General features: G+C 57.4%; 14 protein-coding genes and 1 pseudogene. 9 read left to right on the top strand and 6 right to left on the bottom strand.

Features of this window, described 5'->3' with window-relative positions; translation table 11 throughout:
- Positions 1–167: 167 nt before the first annotated feature.
- Genes ACVIN2_RS32120 through ACVIN2_RS32110 form a run of 3 tightly spaced genes read right to left on the bottom strand, consistent with a single transcriptional unit; the run spans position 168 to position 2,134 of the window.
- Positions 168–833 (bottom strand): hypothetical protein, encoded by a 666-nt coding sequence (locus tag ACVIN2_RS32120; protein ID WP_456768638.1) that lies wholly within the window; start codon positions 831–833, stop codon positions 168–170.
- 4 nt (positions 834–837) lie between these two features.
- Positions 838–1,125, bottom strand: coding sequence for a PqqD family protein (locus tag ACVIN2_RS32115; RefSeq protein ID WP_456768637.1), 288 nt, complete (start codon positions 1,123–1,125; stop codon positions 838–840).
- Between the two features lie 13 nt (positions 1,126–1,138).
- Complete coding sequence (locus tag ACVIN2_RS32110) at positions 1,139–2,134, bottom strand: radical SAM/SPASM domain-containing protein (protein WP_456768636.1); 996 nt, start codon at positions 2,132–2,134, stop codon at positions 1,139–1,141.
- Positions 2,135–2,302: 168 nt separating this feature from the next.
- Here ACVIN2_RS32110 and ACVIN2_RS32105 point away from each other — a divergent pair.
- Positions 2,303–2,476 (top strand): annotated as a pseudogene (locus tag ACVIN2_RS32105) (double zinc ribbon domain-containing protein); the annotation flags it as partial.
- Positions 2,477–2,494: 18 nt separating this feature from the next.
- Positions 2,495–5,455, top strand: a complete 2,961-nt coding sequence (locus tag ACVIN2_RS32100) for an AAA family ATPase (RefSeq protein ID WP_456769843.1) — start codon at positions 2,495–2,497, stop codon at positions 5,453–5,455.
- 245 nt (positions 5,456–5,700) lie between these two features.
- Here ACVIN2_RS32100 and ACVIN2_RS32095 read toward each other — a convergent pair whose 3' ends face one another.
- Positions 5,701–6,150, bottom strand: coding sequence for a hypothetical protein (locus ACVIN2_RS32095; protein ID WP_456768635.1), 450 nt, complete (start codon positions 6,148–6,150; stop codon positions 5,701–5,703).
- 131 nt (positions 6,151–6,281) lie between these two features.
- Positions 6,282–6,881 carry a hypothetical protein gene (locus ACVIN2_RS32090; RefSeq protein ID WP_456768634.1) on the bottom strand — a complete coding sequence of 200 codons (600 nt, stop codon included), beginning with the start codon at positions 6,879–6,881 and terminating at the stop codon, positions 6,282–6,284.
- Between the two features lie 867 nt (positions 6,882–7,748).
- On the opposite strand from ACVIN2_RS32090, the gene ACVIN2_RS32085 reads away from it, so the two are divergent.
- Entirely contained in the window at positions 7,749–8,006 is a 258-nt protein-coding gene (locus tag ACVIN2_RS32085) for a hypothetical protein (protein WP_456768633.1), read from the top strand.
- A 737-nt stretch (positions 8,007–8,743) separates the two neighbouring features.
- On the opposite strand, the gene ACVIN2_RS32080 is transcribed toward ACVIN2_RS32085, so the two are convergent.
- Positions 8,744–8,911 carry a hypothetical protein gene (locus ACVIN2_RS32080; protein ID WP_155809755.1) on the bottom strand — a complete coding sequence of 56 codons (168 nt, stop codon included), beginning with the start codon at positions 8,909–8,911 and terminating at the stop codon, positions 8,744–8,746.
- Positions 8,912–9,710: 799 nt separating this feature from the next.
- Here ACVIN2_RS32080 and ACVIN2_RS32075 point away from each other — a divergent pair.
- From ACVIN2_RS32075 to ACVIN2_RS32050, 6 genes are all read left to right on the top strand, one after another.
- Entirely contained in the window at positions 9,711–9,980 is a 270-nt protein-coding gene (locus tag ACVIN2_RS32075; RefSeq protein WP_051462794.1) for a phasin family protein, read from the top strand.
- Positions 9,981–10,400: 420 nt separating this feature from the next.
- Entirely contained in the window at positions 10,401–10,559 is a 159-nt protein-coding gene (locus tag ACVIN2_RS32070) for a hypothetical protein (protein ID WP_197031148.1), read from the top strand.
- A 29-nt stretch (positions 10,560–10,588) separates the two neighbouring features.
- Positions 10,589–11,023 (top strand): YybH family protein, encoded by a 435-nt coding sequence (locus ACVIN2_RS32065; RefSeq protein ID WP_456768632.1) that lies wholly within the window; start codon positions 10,589–10,591, stop codon positions 11,021–11,023.
- Positions 11,024–11,817: 794 nt separating this feature from the next.
- Positions 11,818–13,359, top strand: a complete 1,542-nt coding sequence (locus tag ACVIN2_RS32060; protein ID WP_456768631.1) for an SUMF1/EgtB/PvdO family nonheme iron enzyme — start codon at positions 11,818–11,820, stop codon at positions 13,357–13,359.
- Between the two features lie 17 nt (positions 13,360–13,376).
- Positions 13,377–13,820 carry a DUF4399 domain-containing protein gene (locus ACVIN2_RS32055; RefSeq protein ID WP_456768630.1) on the top strand — a complete coding sequence of 148 codons (444 nt, stop codon included), beginning with the start codon at positions 13,377–13,379 and terminating at the stop codon, positions 13,818–13,820.
- Between the two features lie 704 nt (positions 13,821–14,524).
- On the top strand, positions 14,525–16,567 hold the full coding sequence (locus ACVIN2_RS32050; RefSeq protein ID WP_456768629.1) for a hypothetical protein: 2,043 nt from the start codon (positions 14,525–14,527) through the stop codon (positions 16,565–16,567).
- The last annotated feature ends 572 nt before the right edge of the window (positions 16,568–17,139 follow it).

Genomic DNA, 17,139 nt, shown 5'->3' with positions numbered 1-17,139 from the left:
GAAACAAGAGCAATATCCCATGGTGGAAGCGCTGCGCACTATGTCTTGTTTTATCCTGCCACGGCGGTACGCGGCGAGACCGACGACGGGTCGGATTCCGAGCACCCCAAAGCGTCTTTGCGCTTTGAAGGGCGAGCCACTGGAGTACAGTTAAGAACCGCGGGTGATCACCTCTTCTTTTTCGGTTTAGTCGCCGCCCGCCCGCGTTGATCAGCCATTCTTTCACCACCGCTGCTCAGGCGCTCTGGGACGAGTTTGGCGGCTTCAAGGGTCAGTTTAGCAAAGCCATCACCTGCATCGTGCTCTGGATCGAGAAAACTGATGGCCGGCGCAATTCTCACCTCACTTCTTTGAGGATCGCGCAGCCAATAGGAGCGCAACTGAACGATCGCCTTGTACAGATTAGATTTCGCCTCCTTCGCCAGAGGGCTCCAAGCCTTGCCCATTACATCGAGCGACTCATACGACCAAATTACTCGGTAGCAGAACCCTACGGCTGTCGGTCTGCAGCATTCGTCTCCTCCACCAAGCATCATGTAGGTGCCGCGGTAGTTGGCGCCCTCCACCGATTTGAGTGTCGCGGTTCCGATGAAGTCCTCTGTTTTTCGTAAAAACTCGTGAAACTCCGGAGCATCTTCAGGTGCTAGACAGAACTGCCAGATAACGACGATCCCACCGAGAATTCCGTTGGGCGCGGATGGAAATGGAGGGGGAAACACTGGTACAAAATCCGATCGCACTTCAGAAACAAGCGGCTCTACTCTCGATTGCTGTGTTACACCCTGGCGCCGGAGAAGCGCTTCAATACGTTGCCGTTCGCTAATCTTTGTCATGGCACTACTTCCTGCGGGTTTTAATTGCGACCTCTAAATTCTTGCTGCTCACCACTTCAACAATTTCCCTTTCCAAGAGGGTTGCAAGGCCTCGTTGAACCTCACTGGCGACTTCATGTGGACTAAGTGCGGGCTCGGCGGCTATCAGATACTCCCGCGCAATCTCCGCTTCCGATCTGCCGTCGCACAATTGGAGTATCAGCCATGCGGAAGGGTTGAGCGTAAATACCTCTGGATTATTCGGCGTGAAGACGAGACAGGCGGCCATCTCGGGCACGCCACGAACGCGCACGTTGCGCACTTTCCTATAACAAGTGCTTGGGCAGGACACGGAGATCGGTCCCCTCATTGAGATGGGCGCAAAACGGATCTGGCGCGTCCCACCGTCCGTGAAACGCAAATGCAGTGGAACGGCAGCCTCCACGCGTACCGTCTTTCGCGTAGCAGGACGGACAAGACTTTTCGACTACGCCTTCGCGCAACGTCCGATAGAGCTCGTTGTTGTTCCAGGTATCCAAAAAGGGCGTGGCGCGAATGTTGCCAAAATTCACATACTCTCTCAGATAAGTGCAGCCGATTGAGTCGCCAAACGCGTTCACCGTTGCGCCCTGCCAGCAGCAATTGCGATCATTTGGGTGCCAAGATTTCATGATCTGAAAGCCATCAGGCACATGAAGATCTGCGATGGCCGCGGTCTGCTCATCGAGCGAGAGAGCCAAATCGGTCCAAGCGCGTTTGGCGCGGCCTAACGGGTAGAGGCGGAGAACGCCGAGGCGCAATGCGCCTAATCGATGAGCCAAATCAACGCAGGCTTGAATTTCTCTAAAGTTCTTGCGGTTGAGAATGACGAGGACATCAGTCTTGATGCCGGCGGCCGAAAGGTGGCCGACTGCTGCGCAGGATTTCTCAAAGCTCCCCTCGACACCTGTTAATTCGTCATGCGTAGCAGAGGTCGCCCCCATGATATCGACGAGCATGCGACCGACGCCTATCGCTTTAAGTTCCTTCGCACTCTCCTCGTTAAGCAGGGTGCCATTCGTACGCACGACGGTCATAAGCTTGCGGCAGCTACGTTTCAGAATCTTGAAAAAATCTGCACGTTGAAACGGCTCTCCACCTTCAATGTAAACCTGGATGAAATCATTCGAAACGAGGTAATCGATAAACCTTGACCACTCTCGGTAGCTCAGCTCTGGTTTCGCGGTTGGATTGCCGCAATCGCCATAGCACCAGCAGCACCGAAGATTGCACGTGTTCGTAATAGAGATCGTAATCTTAGGCGGGGTAACATATTTGGGCATGTGCCAATCCCCCCGATACCCGCGAAAGTGAACGTGCCATCTTATCAGCACGTAGCGCCGAGGTCATCAACGTATCGATCGACATTCTGCCTTCGGTTGCAAGCCGCTATCGGCAGCTATATCGTTACGGCACTTACCGTGCGTGCCGTTTAAGCTATCGCGAGGTTGATGAGGTTGGTCCCTGGCAGCCAAACCGAAGAAGGACCAACATGGTCCGCGTCATGCCCGAGCTGCAGCACAACGGCGGCGGCAGGCGCCTTTTTCTGCGGCAATTGCGGACGAGCACTTGTCCCGCCATGCGCTCGATGTGCCGCCCCCGTCGCATTAGGTCAACGGTTCTGCCAGGTTTGTGGCGCGTCATTGGGCACCACGCCCCCAAGCCGCGGGCTGACCGACGGCATCGAGGGCTTGACCGATCGTCGTCTTATGACGGCCATGTTCTGTGATCTTGTCGGGTCAAGCAAGCTTGCCGAACGCCTGGATCCAGAAGACTTGGCCGCACTGCTCGTCGCTTATCGCGAGCGATGTGCCAGTGCCGTGGTCCGAAACGGCGGATACGTTTCGCGATATGCCGGAGATGGCGTATTGGCGTGCTTCGGCTACCCCCGTGCCCTTGACCGTGACGCCCAGGCCGCCGTCTTGTCCGGTCTGGCCATTGCCCTCGAAATCGAAACGCTCGCTAACACCACCTCGCTCCGTGGCGGCAGGGATCTCGCGGTCCGCATTGGCATCGAAACAGGAATCGTGCTTGCTGGGCCGCTCGGCCCAAAGAACGCGATCGAGCTCGACGGGCTGGTCGGCACTGCCCCAAACACCGCTGCGCGACTTCAACAATTTGCACCACCGAACAGCGTCGTCATTGGCGAGGCGACACGCGAGCTAGTTGCCGAGTTCTTCCTACTGGAAGAATTACCGCCGCTGGATCTCTTACCCGGCAAGTGGTTTAGGGTAAGAGGTAAATTGAAAGATCGCGGGTTCACATTCTCAAGACGCCGAGCTCCACTGGTGGGGCGTGCCCACGAGCTCGCAATGATTTTCGCGCGATGGGACGACGCCTGCCAGGGCAAGGGACAAACAATCCTGCTGTCGGGCGAGGCAGGCATCGGTAAATCACGCCTCGCTCAGGAACTCTTGGATCACGCCGCACAAGCCGCGCATAATGTGATCATACTCGGTTGTACCCCGCCCGGGGCCGTCAGCGCGTTTCATCCCGCGATCCTTGCACTGCGCGAAAGGCTGGAGACATCGGTCGAGACAGGGGAAGCTGATACGATTGAGCAATCGCTTCGGCATCTTCTCGACCAGATGGGGCTCACTGAAGAACCCACGTTAGCCTTGCTGCTTCACACGTTAGGGGTTGGCCCCGACGTGGCCGATCTCGCTCCAGCGGCACGGCGACGCATTTTGTTGCAGGCGTTTCGAACATGGCTGCTGCATTTTCCGGGGGATTCGCCGCTCCTGATCTTGGTTGAAGACTTGCATTGGGCAGACCCTTCGCTGCTTGAGCTGCTCCGCGGCGTTACTGACCTGCTGTCAACTCGGCGGGCCATGCTCCTCGCTACCTATCGAAGCGATTTTGTATTGCCGTGGCCCGACCGGGTGACGATGCTCCGACTGACCTTGCCGCCACTTGAGCGTGCCGAGGCAGAGCAATTGCTGGCGGCACTCGGAGGGCACCATCCTGCGTCCACACGCGAGGCCATTTTGGCGCGGTCGGATGGCGTTCCCTTGTTTATTGAAGAGTTTACGCTCGCGATCAACACGCCGTTGGTGCCGCGAACGCTGCAGCAGCTTTTCACGGCGCGACTTGATGCATTGGGCGAGGCGAAGCGCTTGGCGCAGTGCGCTGCTATTCTTGCACCCTACCTCGAGGTCGATCTGCTTAGTGAGCTCGCAGATTTGCCGGACATTGTTGTAGAAGAACGACTATTGTGGCTTCTCGACGCAGAGGTTCTCACGCGGACGCGCTCGGCATCGGGTTCTGTAGAATATACGTTCCGACATGCACTTCTGCAGCAGGCGGCACTCGATTCGCTTTTGACAGCTGACCGGCGTGCATTGCACGCAAAGGCTGCTGAACGACTTGCGGCGCTTCGGCTGGGCCTCGTTGAGCAGCGACCTGAAATTTTCGCACAGCATTACTTCTCAGGAGAGGAGTTCACCGCGGCCGTACCGTTATATGCTCGAGCAGCGCGCCGAGCTTTGGCCGCTGCGGCTCTTGACGAAGCCGAGGCGCACGTGCGCCGCGGTCTGGCGGCTTTAGCAAGATTGCCTCACGAGGCTGTCGCGGAAATGGAACTTGATTTGTACGTTCTGCTTGGTCATGTGCTGATTGCCAAGCGCGGCTACGCCAACGTAATCGTACAGGAAGCCTTCGAATCTGCTCTCGGAGCTGCCGAACGTGTTCAGGAAGTGGTGCGAACGCTCCCCGCGTTAAGAGGACTTGCCTCTTTCTACCAGGTGCGTGGCCCTCTTTCCCGTGCGGAAGGAATTTGCGACAAGCTCGTCAACATTGCTGAGAGCACCGGCGACCTCTGTTCGCTAGTTGACGCATGGCGCCGCCGCGGCTGGAATCGTGGATGCATGGGAAACCCGGCTGGAGCGGAAGATGATCTTGCGCGTGCCCTCCAGGCCGTTGAGCCCGTAAGAATGGAGGCGCACATACTAACGGCGGGCCATGATCCACAAGTGCTAGCTCTCGCCAATCTATGCTGGCTTGCTTTGCCTCGTCATGGCGTCGGGGTGGCAACGCGGCGGGCTGAAGCGACCGCGGCTGCAGCGCAGGGCTCGTCTCACTCCGTGAGCGCGTGCTACGGCCTGATTTTTGCTGCGCTTGTCCTTCAACAAGCTGGACAAGTCGACAAAGCCTTGCAGTTTGCCAACCAGGCCTTGGATATTGCAGGGGAGAAAGGTTTTGCTTACTGGGTAGCAATGGGGAAGGTAGCAATCGGCTACGACCAAATTGTCCGTCGGGAGAATTTGCAAGGCGGCCGAGAGGCGATCTTGAAAGGCCTTGCAAGTTATCGCGAAACACAAGGAGAACTGCTCCGGCCGTTTATACTTTCCTTGGTTGCGGAGGCCGAAGCTGCTTTTGGTGACATCGAGGCTGCTCAGGCCGCTCTGCGCGAGGCGGTTGACGTTGCCACTTCATTGGAGGCAAGAGGCTTTCTTCCCGAATTGATCCTGCGACAGGCGCGCCTTTGCGGCCATGGCTCTCAAGTTGAACGCCAGAGTTTTTTGAAACGGGCAATCGCCGCTGCGCAAGCCCACGGGGCCGAAGCCATCGCATTAGAGGCGTCTCGCGAATTGGAAGCGCAGTAGCAGGCGCAACCGAGCACGCGTCGGGTAATGACGCTACACCGCAGAGAAGACGTAGAGTCCAGCAAATTCCAACCTCCACTCGCGGGCACAAGATTGATCGGGCCGCCGAAAAGTGGACGGGCAGAGTTCCGGCTTCTTATTGGTGAGGACGGTACAAGCAACGTCTTACGGTCAGCTTAGGAGAAAGGGTTTGCGCAAGGTTTACGCCGGAGCAAAGAGGCGAGGCTGGTTTGCCGAAGCCGCAGTCACATTTCTGTCAGTGACCGCACCGTTTCAGCATTCATGAATGAATTCGCTATCGTGACCAGGTGTACTGCGGCGGTGCCCAGCTGCTCCATTTCCTTGTCAGCAGTGTAGGCTGAAGCCGCTCGTCGATAGGCGATTGCAACTGTTGCGTATGCATCCGTGATCAGTACAGCTGAATGGTCGTGCGCATCCTTGGCTTTCCGATCACGTACTTGGACGACTTTTGTCGCCGCCTGAGCGGCTAATTCAGCAAGCTTCTCGTTACTTAAACTCGGATCATCAATACCAGGCTGACATGCAGAAGCCGCGCCGGCGATTGCCTGATAGTATTGGCGCTTTTGCCACTCATTGGCCGTCAGGTAACTCTGCAGCAGGCGGCGAGCCCTCACTTCAAGCTGCTTTCGATCGCTTCGGATCTTTTGATGATCTGAGCTAAGCCAGCGGAGCATCGTTTGCCTATTCCACTTCGGCGCCTAACGCAAAGATCAAGGGGCCATAAGTTCCATCAGCACACTTGAGCTTGTGTTGACGTCGATTACAGCCTTCAGGTCTAGCGAATAAGAACGAATTCTACGATGAATCAAGTGAGAGGAAAGAGGGAGTTGAGCGTAGGTCGAAAGTAATTTGCCTCCATGTTGCTTTGTCCGCCCTGCGAAGGATGCGTGCCGTCAGGGTATAAAACTTGGTTTGCGGCAGCGGAGTCAGGCCCCCAGGTCGGATCGGCAGCCCAATCGACGACAAAATCGCACTTTCCTTCATCTGGAAAACGCCGCAGGGCTGCGTCGGCGGCGGCCCGATTAACATTGAAGATAATTTCGTTACGAGGATTATGCGTGCTGATTCCGAGCTGCACGATTTTGCGTGAGGACTTAATTGCTTCCTGAAAGTTGGCTAAATAACCGACAAATGCCGCCAGCCACGCTGATGCGTCACTCGAACGAAGATCGTTTTGTCCCGCCTGAACGAACAGGATGTTCGGGACATCCTTGAATGCGGCGATTACTGACGATTGTCGGCCGAGCATATCTGCAAGAAGAGCACCATCCGTCGCAAAGCATTGCTGACTAGTCTCATGGATAGCGTTTAGTAGGTAGAGGGTGTGATACGATGTCGTCCTAGCCCCGCCGTTATCGACACTGGAGCTTGAACCTTCAACGATGAGGTGACGGATCAGATGCATTCGGCTTCTCCCAGTTGCAGACCAAGGGTGCAGCGCTACGAGAGCATTTGGCCCCACCACCTGCTCGGCTGGAGCGCATGCCCTGCGCTGGTCGCACGACTCTTTGCGCCCTCCCAATAATCTGCTTTAGCGCCCTGTTCTTCTTAAGTGACTTCCATTTGGAACGAGATCGAGCTGGGGCGTTTTTTCCTATGCAGCATAGGAGCCCACAATGCGATCTTCCACATTTCTCTTCGTAGCGGCGCTAGTTTTGACCAGCGCCTCGGCGCTGGCGCAAGCTGGCGGAGGTGGTTCAGGTGGAGCTTCTGGAGGAGGAACAGGCTCAGGCAGCACGGCGGCCGGCTCGATGTCGAGCAGTGGCACCGCGAGCGGTACGGGTGGTTCGCCCGGACCTAACACAAGCAACGCTCTCAACTATCAAACCACGGGAAATCGGCTGGGCAATCCCGCCAGGAATGAGAACAACGGCTCTTCTACCCCCGCCAGCGGCTACGTCACCCACCCTACGATGAACAAGGCTGTGCAGGATTTGGGGAATACGAACACTGGTATTGTAGCGCCGAATCGCTAGGCCTCCCCTCCCACAGTGGACGTTCATCAATTCCGGCTACTTCTCACGAGGATAGACCAATCTCCTGGTGGGTGGACCGTGCCGTCTGCAAACCTCGGGAAAGAAAAAGACCGCCAGAGCAGGGCCTAATCGCTGATGTACCGCCGCCACGACGCGCAGAACATGTCGGGGCCGAGGAGTTTTGCCAAGTGGTGTACACGATTAACACAATCATTCGCGACAAACGGGTGGCGATTCCCGCCTACGTCGCGGGCAAGTCAAGCCAGGCATAGGCGCTTGAGGTTTTGATTCCAGCGATGAAGCACGTCACTGAACGCCCTTTTGCCGATCCAGAGGCTGCCGCCCGCCAGCTCGTTCAGCTGGCTTCGGGCATTGGGGCAGTACAGGACGGCAGAATCTATATCGAGAAGATCAACTACACGTTCAAGGGAAGCGGCACGGAGTTCGGCGCCGGCATCAAGTCTGCATTCGAGCGCGACTGGTTCGATCTGCACGAAAGCGGCACCTATGTGCGACTCCTGACGCCGGGCAAGGATTTGCTGGCGAAGGCATGAAGTGGTCCGCTTTCGACGAGTCGATCGTGCTGCCAAACCGCGGCAAGTTGGTGACGCTGCTTGACGCTAGTGGCAAGCCGCGATGGACCGTTGATTTTGGTCGCGGAAGGTGGAAGCCGACCATGTTTGCCCGCATCGGTAGCATGCGGGCGTTGAACGGGCACTAGAACCACACTGAGGCCGACGCAAGCTGAACAGGATCAATGATCACGGCTGCCCCTGAGGGTCACCAACCTATCGCATGCTGCACATCGCGAAGCACCGTAGCTGTGCTTCGTGTATAGCGGCCATCGTTCCAGCGATGATCCGCTGCATATGCCGCAATCGCAGCAAAGATGATTGCAAATCCGATCTTGCCCATTATCCAACTGCGCTCGCCCGCGCTCAAAATGAACTTCGGGATCAAATTGCTACGCAAGACTGTCGTCTAACGAAAATTTCGATGTGCGCGGAAGTGTATTTCTCACGGAAAAGCCGCAGCGTGGTTCCAGCCCCACTGCGGCATTCCCGGTCAACTTGAAATTGGTTGGTATTTAAATCGCGCCGGTGTTCTCACAGTAGAACACCCCGTTCCGAAAATGGACTCCGGACAACTACCGGATTCCGGTTTTGTACGCATTGTCGATATAGGGCTAACGTGGCATCGCATGGCTTCCAGCCCCCAATGCTCCCGGCAGCCGATCCAATTGCGGATTAGAGCGCCGGGAGTGCTAGGCCGGCCAGCGTGACCGGAGCCCTTAACCCCGCAGTTGAAGGCCGAAGTTTTCCGCCACACGCTTCACCGATGAAATGTATCTATCCAACGCACTCGCAATCTGTACCGCGCCGGCGCCTTCGCGCGACAGAGCGAGCAAGAGTTGCACCTCTGCATCGGTCCATTCTTTGGGTTTGTCGTTTCTCTTCATCCACGCGATGCTTGATGGATCATCAGACTGTTTCAGATAGGAAGAAAGCCCGCCAGGTGCGTTAGCTAGCGGGCTTCCGGCCGAAGGTCGCAGCGAGTTCACCATTGCGACCGACGAATATGAACGCAACTAGGTTTACAGTTTGTTAGCGGCGGCTGCGTGGCTTGTTGCTTGGGACAGGGCCGTGGGGGACATACGCGGCCTTGTGCTCGAGGTGAGAGCCCGCCAGCTAGCCCGCCTCGGCGGCGCTCTCCCTCAGCATGGATGGTTCAGATTAATCACTAATGCGGGTTCGTGATTTAGATCATACTTCCCTTGCCCGACGGCCCGGTATGATCGGTTCACCGGGGCTGGCTTCATATTTCACTTAGATCTTTTCCACCCGGATTTTTGACCGCGCGGGGCCGCAGCAGGATCTCCCTGCTGTGGCCTTCGCTCGCCGGGGCGCCGATGGAATTCCCAAAGATCGATCGCGACACGCTTCGCCTGATCAAAGCGTTCAAAGAGATCAAGAGTCGGGGCACGCGCCGCGCAATTCTCCTGCTTCTTGAGCAGCTAGCCCACAAGGACGGCGGAGCCTCAAACGCCGACCGGAAGGGCCATTAGGCCGTTAGAGGCAGCCTGTGACTCGAAGCCGTCCATCTTCAAATGTGAACTCCGTAAAACTACAGTCTACAAACTGTCATTGCTGCGGCGCACCAATTATGCTTGCTTTTTAGGCACCCCCACCTTCATAAGACACCGTGATCAATTGGATCGGAGATCTCCTCCGGGACTGATCGACCAAGGACCATTTAACATGACCGATTTTTCCAACATTCAGCAGCATCTTACCGCTATTACAACCGCCCAGACCGATTTCGCGAAATCGTCGTTCGAGGCCAGCAAGGCCTATTTCGAGAAGCTTGCAGCCGTGAAGTCCCCCGACAAGTTCACCGAATTGACAACCGAATACGCCAAGTCTGCACAAGAGACGTTCTTCGCTGAAGCGACCAAGATCGGCGAGCTTTACAGGACTTTTGCGCAGGAAGCCTTCAAGCCGATCACCTCAAGCTTTCTGCCCAAGTGACCGCATCGCTCGGCCGCTCCGACGCATTGAAGAAGCAGCGATAAGCTGCATCAGGCCCCGGCGGCCAACGACAGTGCTTGGATTACTAACGCAAGTAAGGATTTCGCGCCGTAGCACTTCGATTGTGACACGCTTTGTCCGCGAAATCTGTGCGCTGCAAGATGCGCGAAGGCCGTCAGCTCGAAACCATATGGCAGGTCCCACGAAGCGATCCTGAAACAGAACGGCACTAGCCTTCATCAGGTGGATAGGGGACCTCACGTCATGTGGACGATCATCAACGCACTCTATGAAGAGTACTGCCAGGCTCGCCTCGACGAGATGCTGCGGATCGATGCTGTAAAATAGGCGCTGACTCCGCGCCGTGATGGGCCGAGCGCGAGTTTGGTTCAGCCGCGATAGAACAAATTGGAGGGCAACATGGCGGCATTGACTACCCGTATTTTTCCCAAGGCGTCGGTCGAGACGATTGCTGACTTCGAGGCGTTCTTATCGGTATCTCTATTCTGTTTTGGCGGCTTGCTCGTGTCTGTGAGCATTATTGTTGCCGACAAGTACATGCCGGGCGAGTGGTTCTGACCGAATCGTCCTGACGAAGGCGAACCCCGATGGCGCGTACGATCGTACTTGCCGCATTCTTATTGATGTCGGCTTGCTATGTTGCCGCCGCTCAGCAGACTACGGCCGACCAGTATGCCGACCTGCAGAAGGATTTCGCCGAGGCATACAATCGCAAAGACGTCGATGCCATGGCTGCAGCTTTTACCAACGACGCTATTCGGGTGACGCCAAGCGGTATCTTCGTAGGCCGAGAAGCGATTCGCCGTAACCTGCAGGATGTCGTCAACTTGGACCTGCACGACTACTCGGTCGAGCGCAACGTGGCGCGGTCTTTCGGCAACTTCGTGTTCAATGCTGGCGAGTGGCAGGCCAAGCTCGGCGATCAACCTCTACCCGGCTACTATACCGCAATCGTGGTCCGAGACGGTAGCGTGGCGAAGATCATGGAAGAGACCGTGACCATTGCTGCTCCTGGGCAGTGATGAAGCCTTATCATGAGGCGGAGATCGGCGTGCTGCGCTGGTTGGCATTGTTCTTCTAGCTGTGCAAACTTGCGGCTCAGTTCACGCCGAACGCCGGATCGCGCTCCTGATAGGCAACTCCGCCATAAGAGCGTTCCTCCGCTCGCGAACCCGGTGAACGACGGCACTTTTGTCGGATGCCGCAGTCATCCCACCGCGGCGGCGGGGGTCTCACAATTGCGCCTGGTGGGGTTGGCATGAGCACGCAGATGATGCTCGGGCGCCAATGGTCCTGGTCCCTAGCAGCGATTTGTCGTCATCGTCACGATGAACACTGGTCCCGTCTCACTGACGACGCGAAGTGTTCAACTTTCACCGGTCGCAGACCATGCTCAACGTCACGGGCAAGCCGAAGGGCCGCTCCCAGGCAGCCTCGTCGTCTTGAGGACTTCGCCCGTATGGTTAGTATGGGGGCGACTTCCTTCAAAGTGAAACTAGTACCTGCGCATTCCATGCAATGCCGAAAGGTATCGGAATGTTCTAGGACCGGCTGCTAGCAGCCCTATCGTCTCTTCGCCGCTGACATGCCCTCACGCCGCCCTATGGTCGCGGCGCCCAATACGTACGCTCGACAGTCATCGGCGGCGAGACCGCGTCCGAGGACCGGCAGGTAATATAGGATGGCATTTCGATCGGCAACGCGATACAGACGAGTGCTTCGATATTGTCTGCGCTCATCGATGTGATATTTTTTGGAGTTCGATCCTTTTGGGGATCGTATGCTGCGTCGCGTTCGGCAGTTTTGTGGGTCCGCTATGGGCGAAATTCGCAACTTCCGGTCCGGGAACAACGGTGACCCCCCTTCACACAGCGTGGGGCCTCGCCGTCTGGCTGCGATCATTGTCGGTGACATCGCTTCCTACAGCCGCCTCATGCAGGCTGACGAAGAGGGCACGCACGTCCGCGTCAAGCGGATCGAGCGGGATCTCATCCAGCCCAGCATCGTCGAGCACCATGGGAGTCTGGTGAAGACGACGGGCGATGGCTTCATCGCAATTTTCGACAGTCCGGTCGAGGCCGTGCGATGCAGCATCGTCATCCAGCAGAACCTCATCGGGCGCAACGCCTCGCTTCCGAAGGATACCCGGATCGAGTACCGGATTGGGCTTAATCTCGGCGACGTTATTGTTGAGTCGGACGATATCTATGGCGACGGCGTCAACATCGCTTCACGCATCGAAGGCATTGCGGAGCCTGGTCAGGTCTACATCTCGGGGGCGATCTACGAGCAGATCAAGCACAAGGTGGTGTGCGGTTACGAGTCGCTCGGGGACCGGAAGGTCAAGAACATCACCGATCCCGTGCGCGTCTATCGCGTGCTGCCGGATGCAGATGCAGTCGGCAAGACCAAGGGCCGGCGCGAGAATATCTTGATCTTCCTTCTGAGCCTCACGCTGCTGGTCATTGCCACCGGCGTGCTGTGGTACCTGCTGACGCAGGCGCCGGGCAAGGTGAGCGAGCATGCCGCCCTGCCCGCCGCTTCTCCTAACGCTTCTCCTGCCGCATCGCCAAGCCCGCAGCAGCCGCCGCGGGAGGGCGTCGCGCAAAGGCCGCAGCCGTCTCCCTCCTCGGCTTCGTCGCCTCCCTCGCCCGCTCCGCTGCCAAGTCCATCGACAGTTCCCGTCCGCGAACCCGAGATGGTCGCCATTCGCGGCGGCAGCTTTGCAATGGGAAGCAACGACGACCCGACCGAGCGTCCTGTCCATCAGGTGACTGTGAAGCCGTTCTCGATCAGCAAATATCCGGTGACCGTGCAGGAATGGAACGAGTGCGCCGCTGCAAAGGCGTGCGGCTTCACGGCCACAGGCAAGGACGATGCGCCGGTCAGCAATGTGAGCTGGACCGACGCGCAGCAATATGCGGCCTATCTCGCGCAGGCGACGAAGAAGACTTACCGGCTTCCGAGCGAAGCCGAATGGGAATATGCCGCGCGGGGCGGAACGCAGACCAAATATTGGTGGGGCGACAAGCTGCAGTCGGGCATGGCTGGTTGCAAGGATTGCGGTGATCTCGCGGCCGAGCAGCCGGCGAAGGTCGGCAGCTTCAGGCCTAATCCGTTCGGGCTCCACGACATGGGCGGCGGGGTCGATCAGTGGGTCGAGGACTGCTGGCACAAGACCTATCAGGGCGCGCCCGGTGACGGCTCGGCATGGAGCAGCGGAGACTGCAGCGCTCATGTCCTGCGCTCGGGCTCCTGGAAGAACGATTCGAGATATGTGCGGCCGTCCAACCGCGACGGCTACGACACCAATGTTCGTTATCCCACGCACGGATTCCGCGTGGCGCTCGGTCCCTAAGTGGTGGAGTTGGTTTGATGCAGATATTTCGTTGCGTCGCGCTGGCGGCGGCGCTTGCATTGCTCCCGGGGGCAGCCTTTTCACAAGGCAAGGCAGCGCCCAAGGACGCAAAGCTCTATTTCATCACCCCGCATGACGGACAGAAGGTTCGCGGCGGATTCTGGGTGCGGTTCGGCTTGCGCAACATGGGAGTGACCCATGCCGGCGACGAGTACCAGAACGCCGGTCACCATCATCTGCTGATCGACGTCAACGACCCCATCGATCCCAAGGAGCCGATCCTGCAGGACAAGTCGCATCTGCATTTCGGGGCGGGACAAACCGAAACGCTGCTCGAACTTCCGCCCGGGACGCACACGCTTCAGCTCGTGCTAGGCGATGCCAAGCATTATCCGTTCGAGCCGCCCATTGTTTCGGAGAAGATCACGATACGGGTCAGGCAGCCCGTGACGGCGAAGTAAATCGCAAGCAGGGTCTAAGGTGTCATTCCACCATTGCCGTCACTGGCCGCCGCTGCTGCGATGCGTATATTTTTAAGGAGATCAGCTTCGAGCGACAGGACTGGCAATGAACCTGCACCCTTGGTGCTTTTCGGCCTGGCAGTCACCCCGATCATTGCGATTTGGCGTGGTTCGCTTTTGAGAGCTTTGAACCTTTTTCGCGATGCGAGCGTCTTATAATTGAAGCTTCCCTAAGCTTCACCCCCACCAGAAAGCCCCGCTTCCCCCGGCGGGGTTTTCGCTTTTGCGCGCTGCATCAACGCACCAAGCTTGGTTCGTTCTACGGCTTACTAGCCGCACCAACACCACTCCTGTTCTTGAAACGTCTTACCCAAATAACGGTCTGTCGCATACGTCATTGTCATCGGCGGTGTACTCATCGTGAAAAGAGCGCTCTTGGGCAAGCGTCGCAGAAGCTGATCGACCTGGAGCTTCCACGCTTTCCAGCGGACTTATCGATTTAGATCCGAGACGCTCGCTGAAACCAGGCTTGGGCCGCCACTAATGACAATCGGCCAAGCGCCAATCTCTAGGTGCAAACCAACTCGTATATTCATTTGCCGATGTGAGCGAGTTCACACGCGCTCCGCGCGTCCGGGCGTATTCAACTTTAGGGGACAAGGGATAGATGAAACGACCACGTCGACAGCACCGTCGGAGGTATCATGCTTCACTATTCATCCGAGACAGCAGAGCTTCTCAGAGAACACTATCACCCGCACTCGACCACAAAACCGGAGCACGTCAGGGTCACTCCGTCACCGGTTTTGGACAAACATGCCTATGCTAGGGCGTTGGCCGAAGGCTTGCGAGCCTCTACGAAGTTTGGACGCGTGGATGTGCTTGGACCGCGAGCGCTCCGGGAGCCCGTCAGCGGCGTCTATTCGTTGGCGCAATGGCAATCGGGATTCAAGCTCCAGAATGACCGCGGTACATGCTGGGCTTTTGCGGGTGCCGCGGCTTTGGAGGCGGCATATCGACGCAAGTATGGTCTGCTCATCGATGTATCCGAAGAATACATCTTTCATATGGGCAAAGCGTTTGCTTTGAATCGAGACAGCGCGGGGGCGGCAGCGCGTCCGGTAGAGAACAATTCCTCGCTGACCGGTTTCCAAGGCAGTGGAGATATTGCGGAGAAAATTTCGGAGAATGCCTCGCCTCCAGAGGATGCGGCTCCATACTTACAAAATCAGCAGACGTTGTTGGACATCTTACCCGTGTTGGGATTTGCAGGCGTGGAAGCAGTGGCGAGCCAAGAGGACTACGACGCCGTTGAATTTTGTGAACAACACATTCCGCTCCTGGCGCGGGTGAACGCTCGCTACAGAGCGGCGGGTTGGGGGTCTCTTGGCAACAACCCGAGCATCATCGCGCTGGAGAATACCATCCTCGCGGACCGCGAAGTAATCTGCGATGTCTTCCACAAGACCCCGAACATCGGAGGTCACGTGCTTTTGCTGATCGGCTTCGATCGCAATCGACAGGTGTTCTTCGCTAAGAACCACTGGGGCGAAGGCAAATTCATCGAGATCGCCTACAACAACGATCCGAACTGGCAGATTAATTCGGGCTGGTACATCACGGACGTCGTCGATCCAACGTTTGTGCAGAGCGAGGCTTGTTGGCTTGGCAACTGGCATGCAAACGTGGGGAACTCCTCGTTTCGGCTTATCCTGCGGAGGTCTGAGGATTTTGCCAATCCGGGGACGCCGACGAAGCTTGGGACGGCGTACTTGAGCGATGGGCCTCACGACGTGAACGGACTATTTCTAAACGGGGGCGCTCATCTGCGTATGTTTATTGCGCCGACAACCGCCCCAGTTTCCATTGGAACACTGAGCGGCTGGCAGATCGACGCCGACCTAAACTTTTCCGACATCTACAACGCGGCTGGGCAGGCCGGACAAGAGTCTGCCGCACTCTCCCGCTTCAACACACGCTTCGCAGCTCTGTTCGACAAGGGTGACGGATCGGCATGGCAAGCACGGCACGGGATCACCCCAGAGGCCTATCAATCGATTTTTGATTTGCTGGTCAGAGAAGGATACCGGCTGACCAATGTATGCGGATACAGCGAGGGGACGGGCTCCCGGCTCAATGCTGTCTGGCAACTGCGCGATGGCCCCGCATGGCAGGCGCGCCACGGCCTGACTAACGACCAGTACCAATCGACATTCGATGATCTCGTGGCAAAAGGCTACCAACTCGTTTGCGTCAGCGGTTACGCCGAGAACGGACAGGCCCGGTACGCCGCGATCTGGGAACAGCGGACATCTTCTGATTGGGAAGCGCGGCACGGGATGTCGCGGAGCCAATACCAGCAGACCTTCGACCAGATGGCCGCCGACGGCTTCGCGCCCGTGCAAGTTTGCGGTTTCCGGGTCAATGTTGATGTACGTTTCGCAGCGATCTGGGAACGGCGCCCTGGCCTGGAATGGGTTGGTCGGCACGGGTTGACGGCGAGTGAATACCAAAAGGCTTTTGATGACCAGAACGCCGCAGGTTTCCGTCTGGTTTCTGTGAGCGGGTATAGTGACACAGGGATCGCTCGCTACGCTGCAATTTGGCACAAGGACCAGCCGGGCGAATGGCAAGCACGGCACGGTCTCGATGGCGTGGCATATCAACAAGCCTTCGACGATCTGTCCCGGCGAGGATTCCGTCCCGTCCAGGTGTGTGGATACGGTGATGGATTTTATCCGGCCTAGACCCGGAGCTGCCGCCGCTCAGCAGCCGACAAGCTCTCGAACTGCGCGGCTAATTGTACCGATCACGCCGGCGAGGCGTAACGCCTCGCCCGCGTGATGATCATGTTACCTTTGCGGCCTGTAAGTGCTCCGGTCTTGACGGCTTGGCAGAAGTCTCGGCTCGGGATGGGTGAAGCAAGCTTTTCCGTATCCGTCTTTGACGTCGATAATTCTGTTCTGACTGAGTAAGTGTCCTCAGCGCACGGGTTGCAGCGAGACTCGCGGTGGTTGCAGAGTTTCAGAAATGGATGCCGACTTACTGCAGCTTCGCCGCGCAAGGGCCAGTAGACTAAAAATAAGCGGCCCGGCTCCGAAGGGTGATGAGCTCCGTCCGAGCCGGAATCTCAGCCAATCTTCATCATAATTTCAGGACAGTGACGCCCGGCCATGGTCTACTGGCAGCGGCTTAGTCGCGAACGCGGTGCCATCCAAGTCCTGGCAACATCGTGTTTGAAGACACTTTTCGAAATTCTCCTTCGAGGCCGACCGGGAGAAGCTAGTGGGGTTGCGAGACCTTCGAAATGTCGTCCGCG

The sequence above is a fragment of the Bradyrhizobium sp. USDA 3650 genome (assembly GCF_054057395.1).
This window is presented reverse-complemented; position numbering and strand designations above follow the sequence as displayed.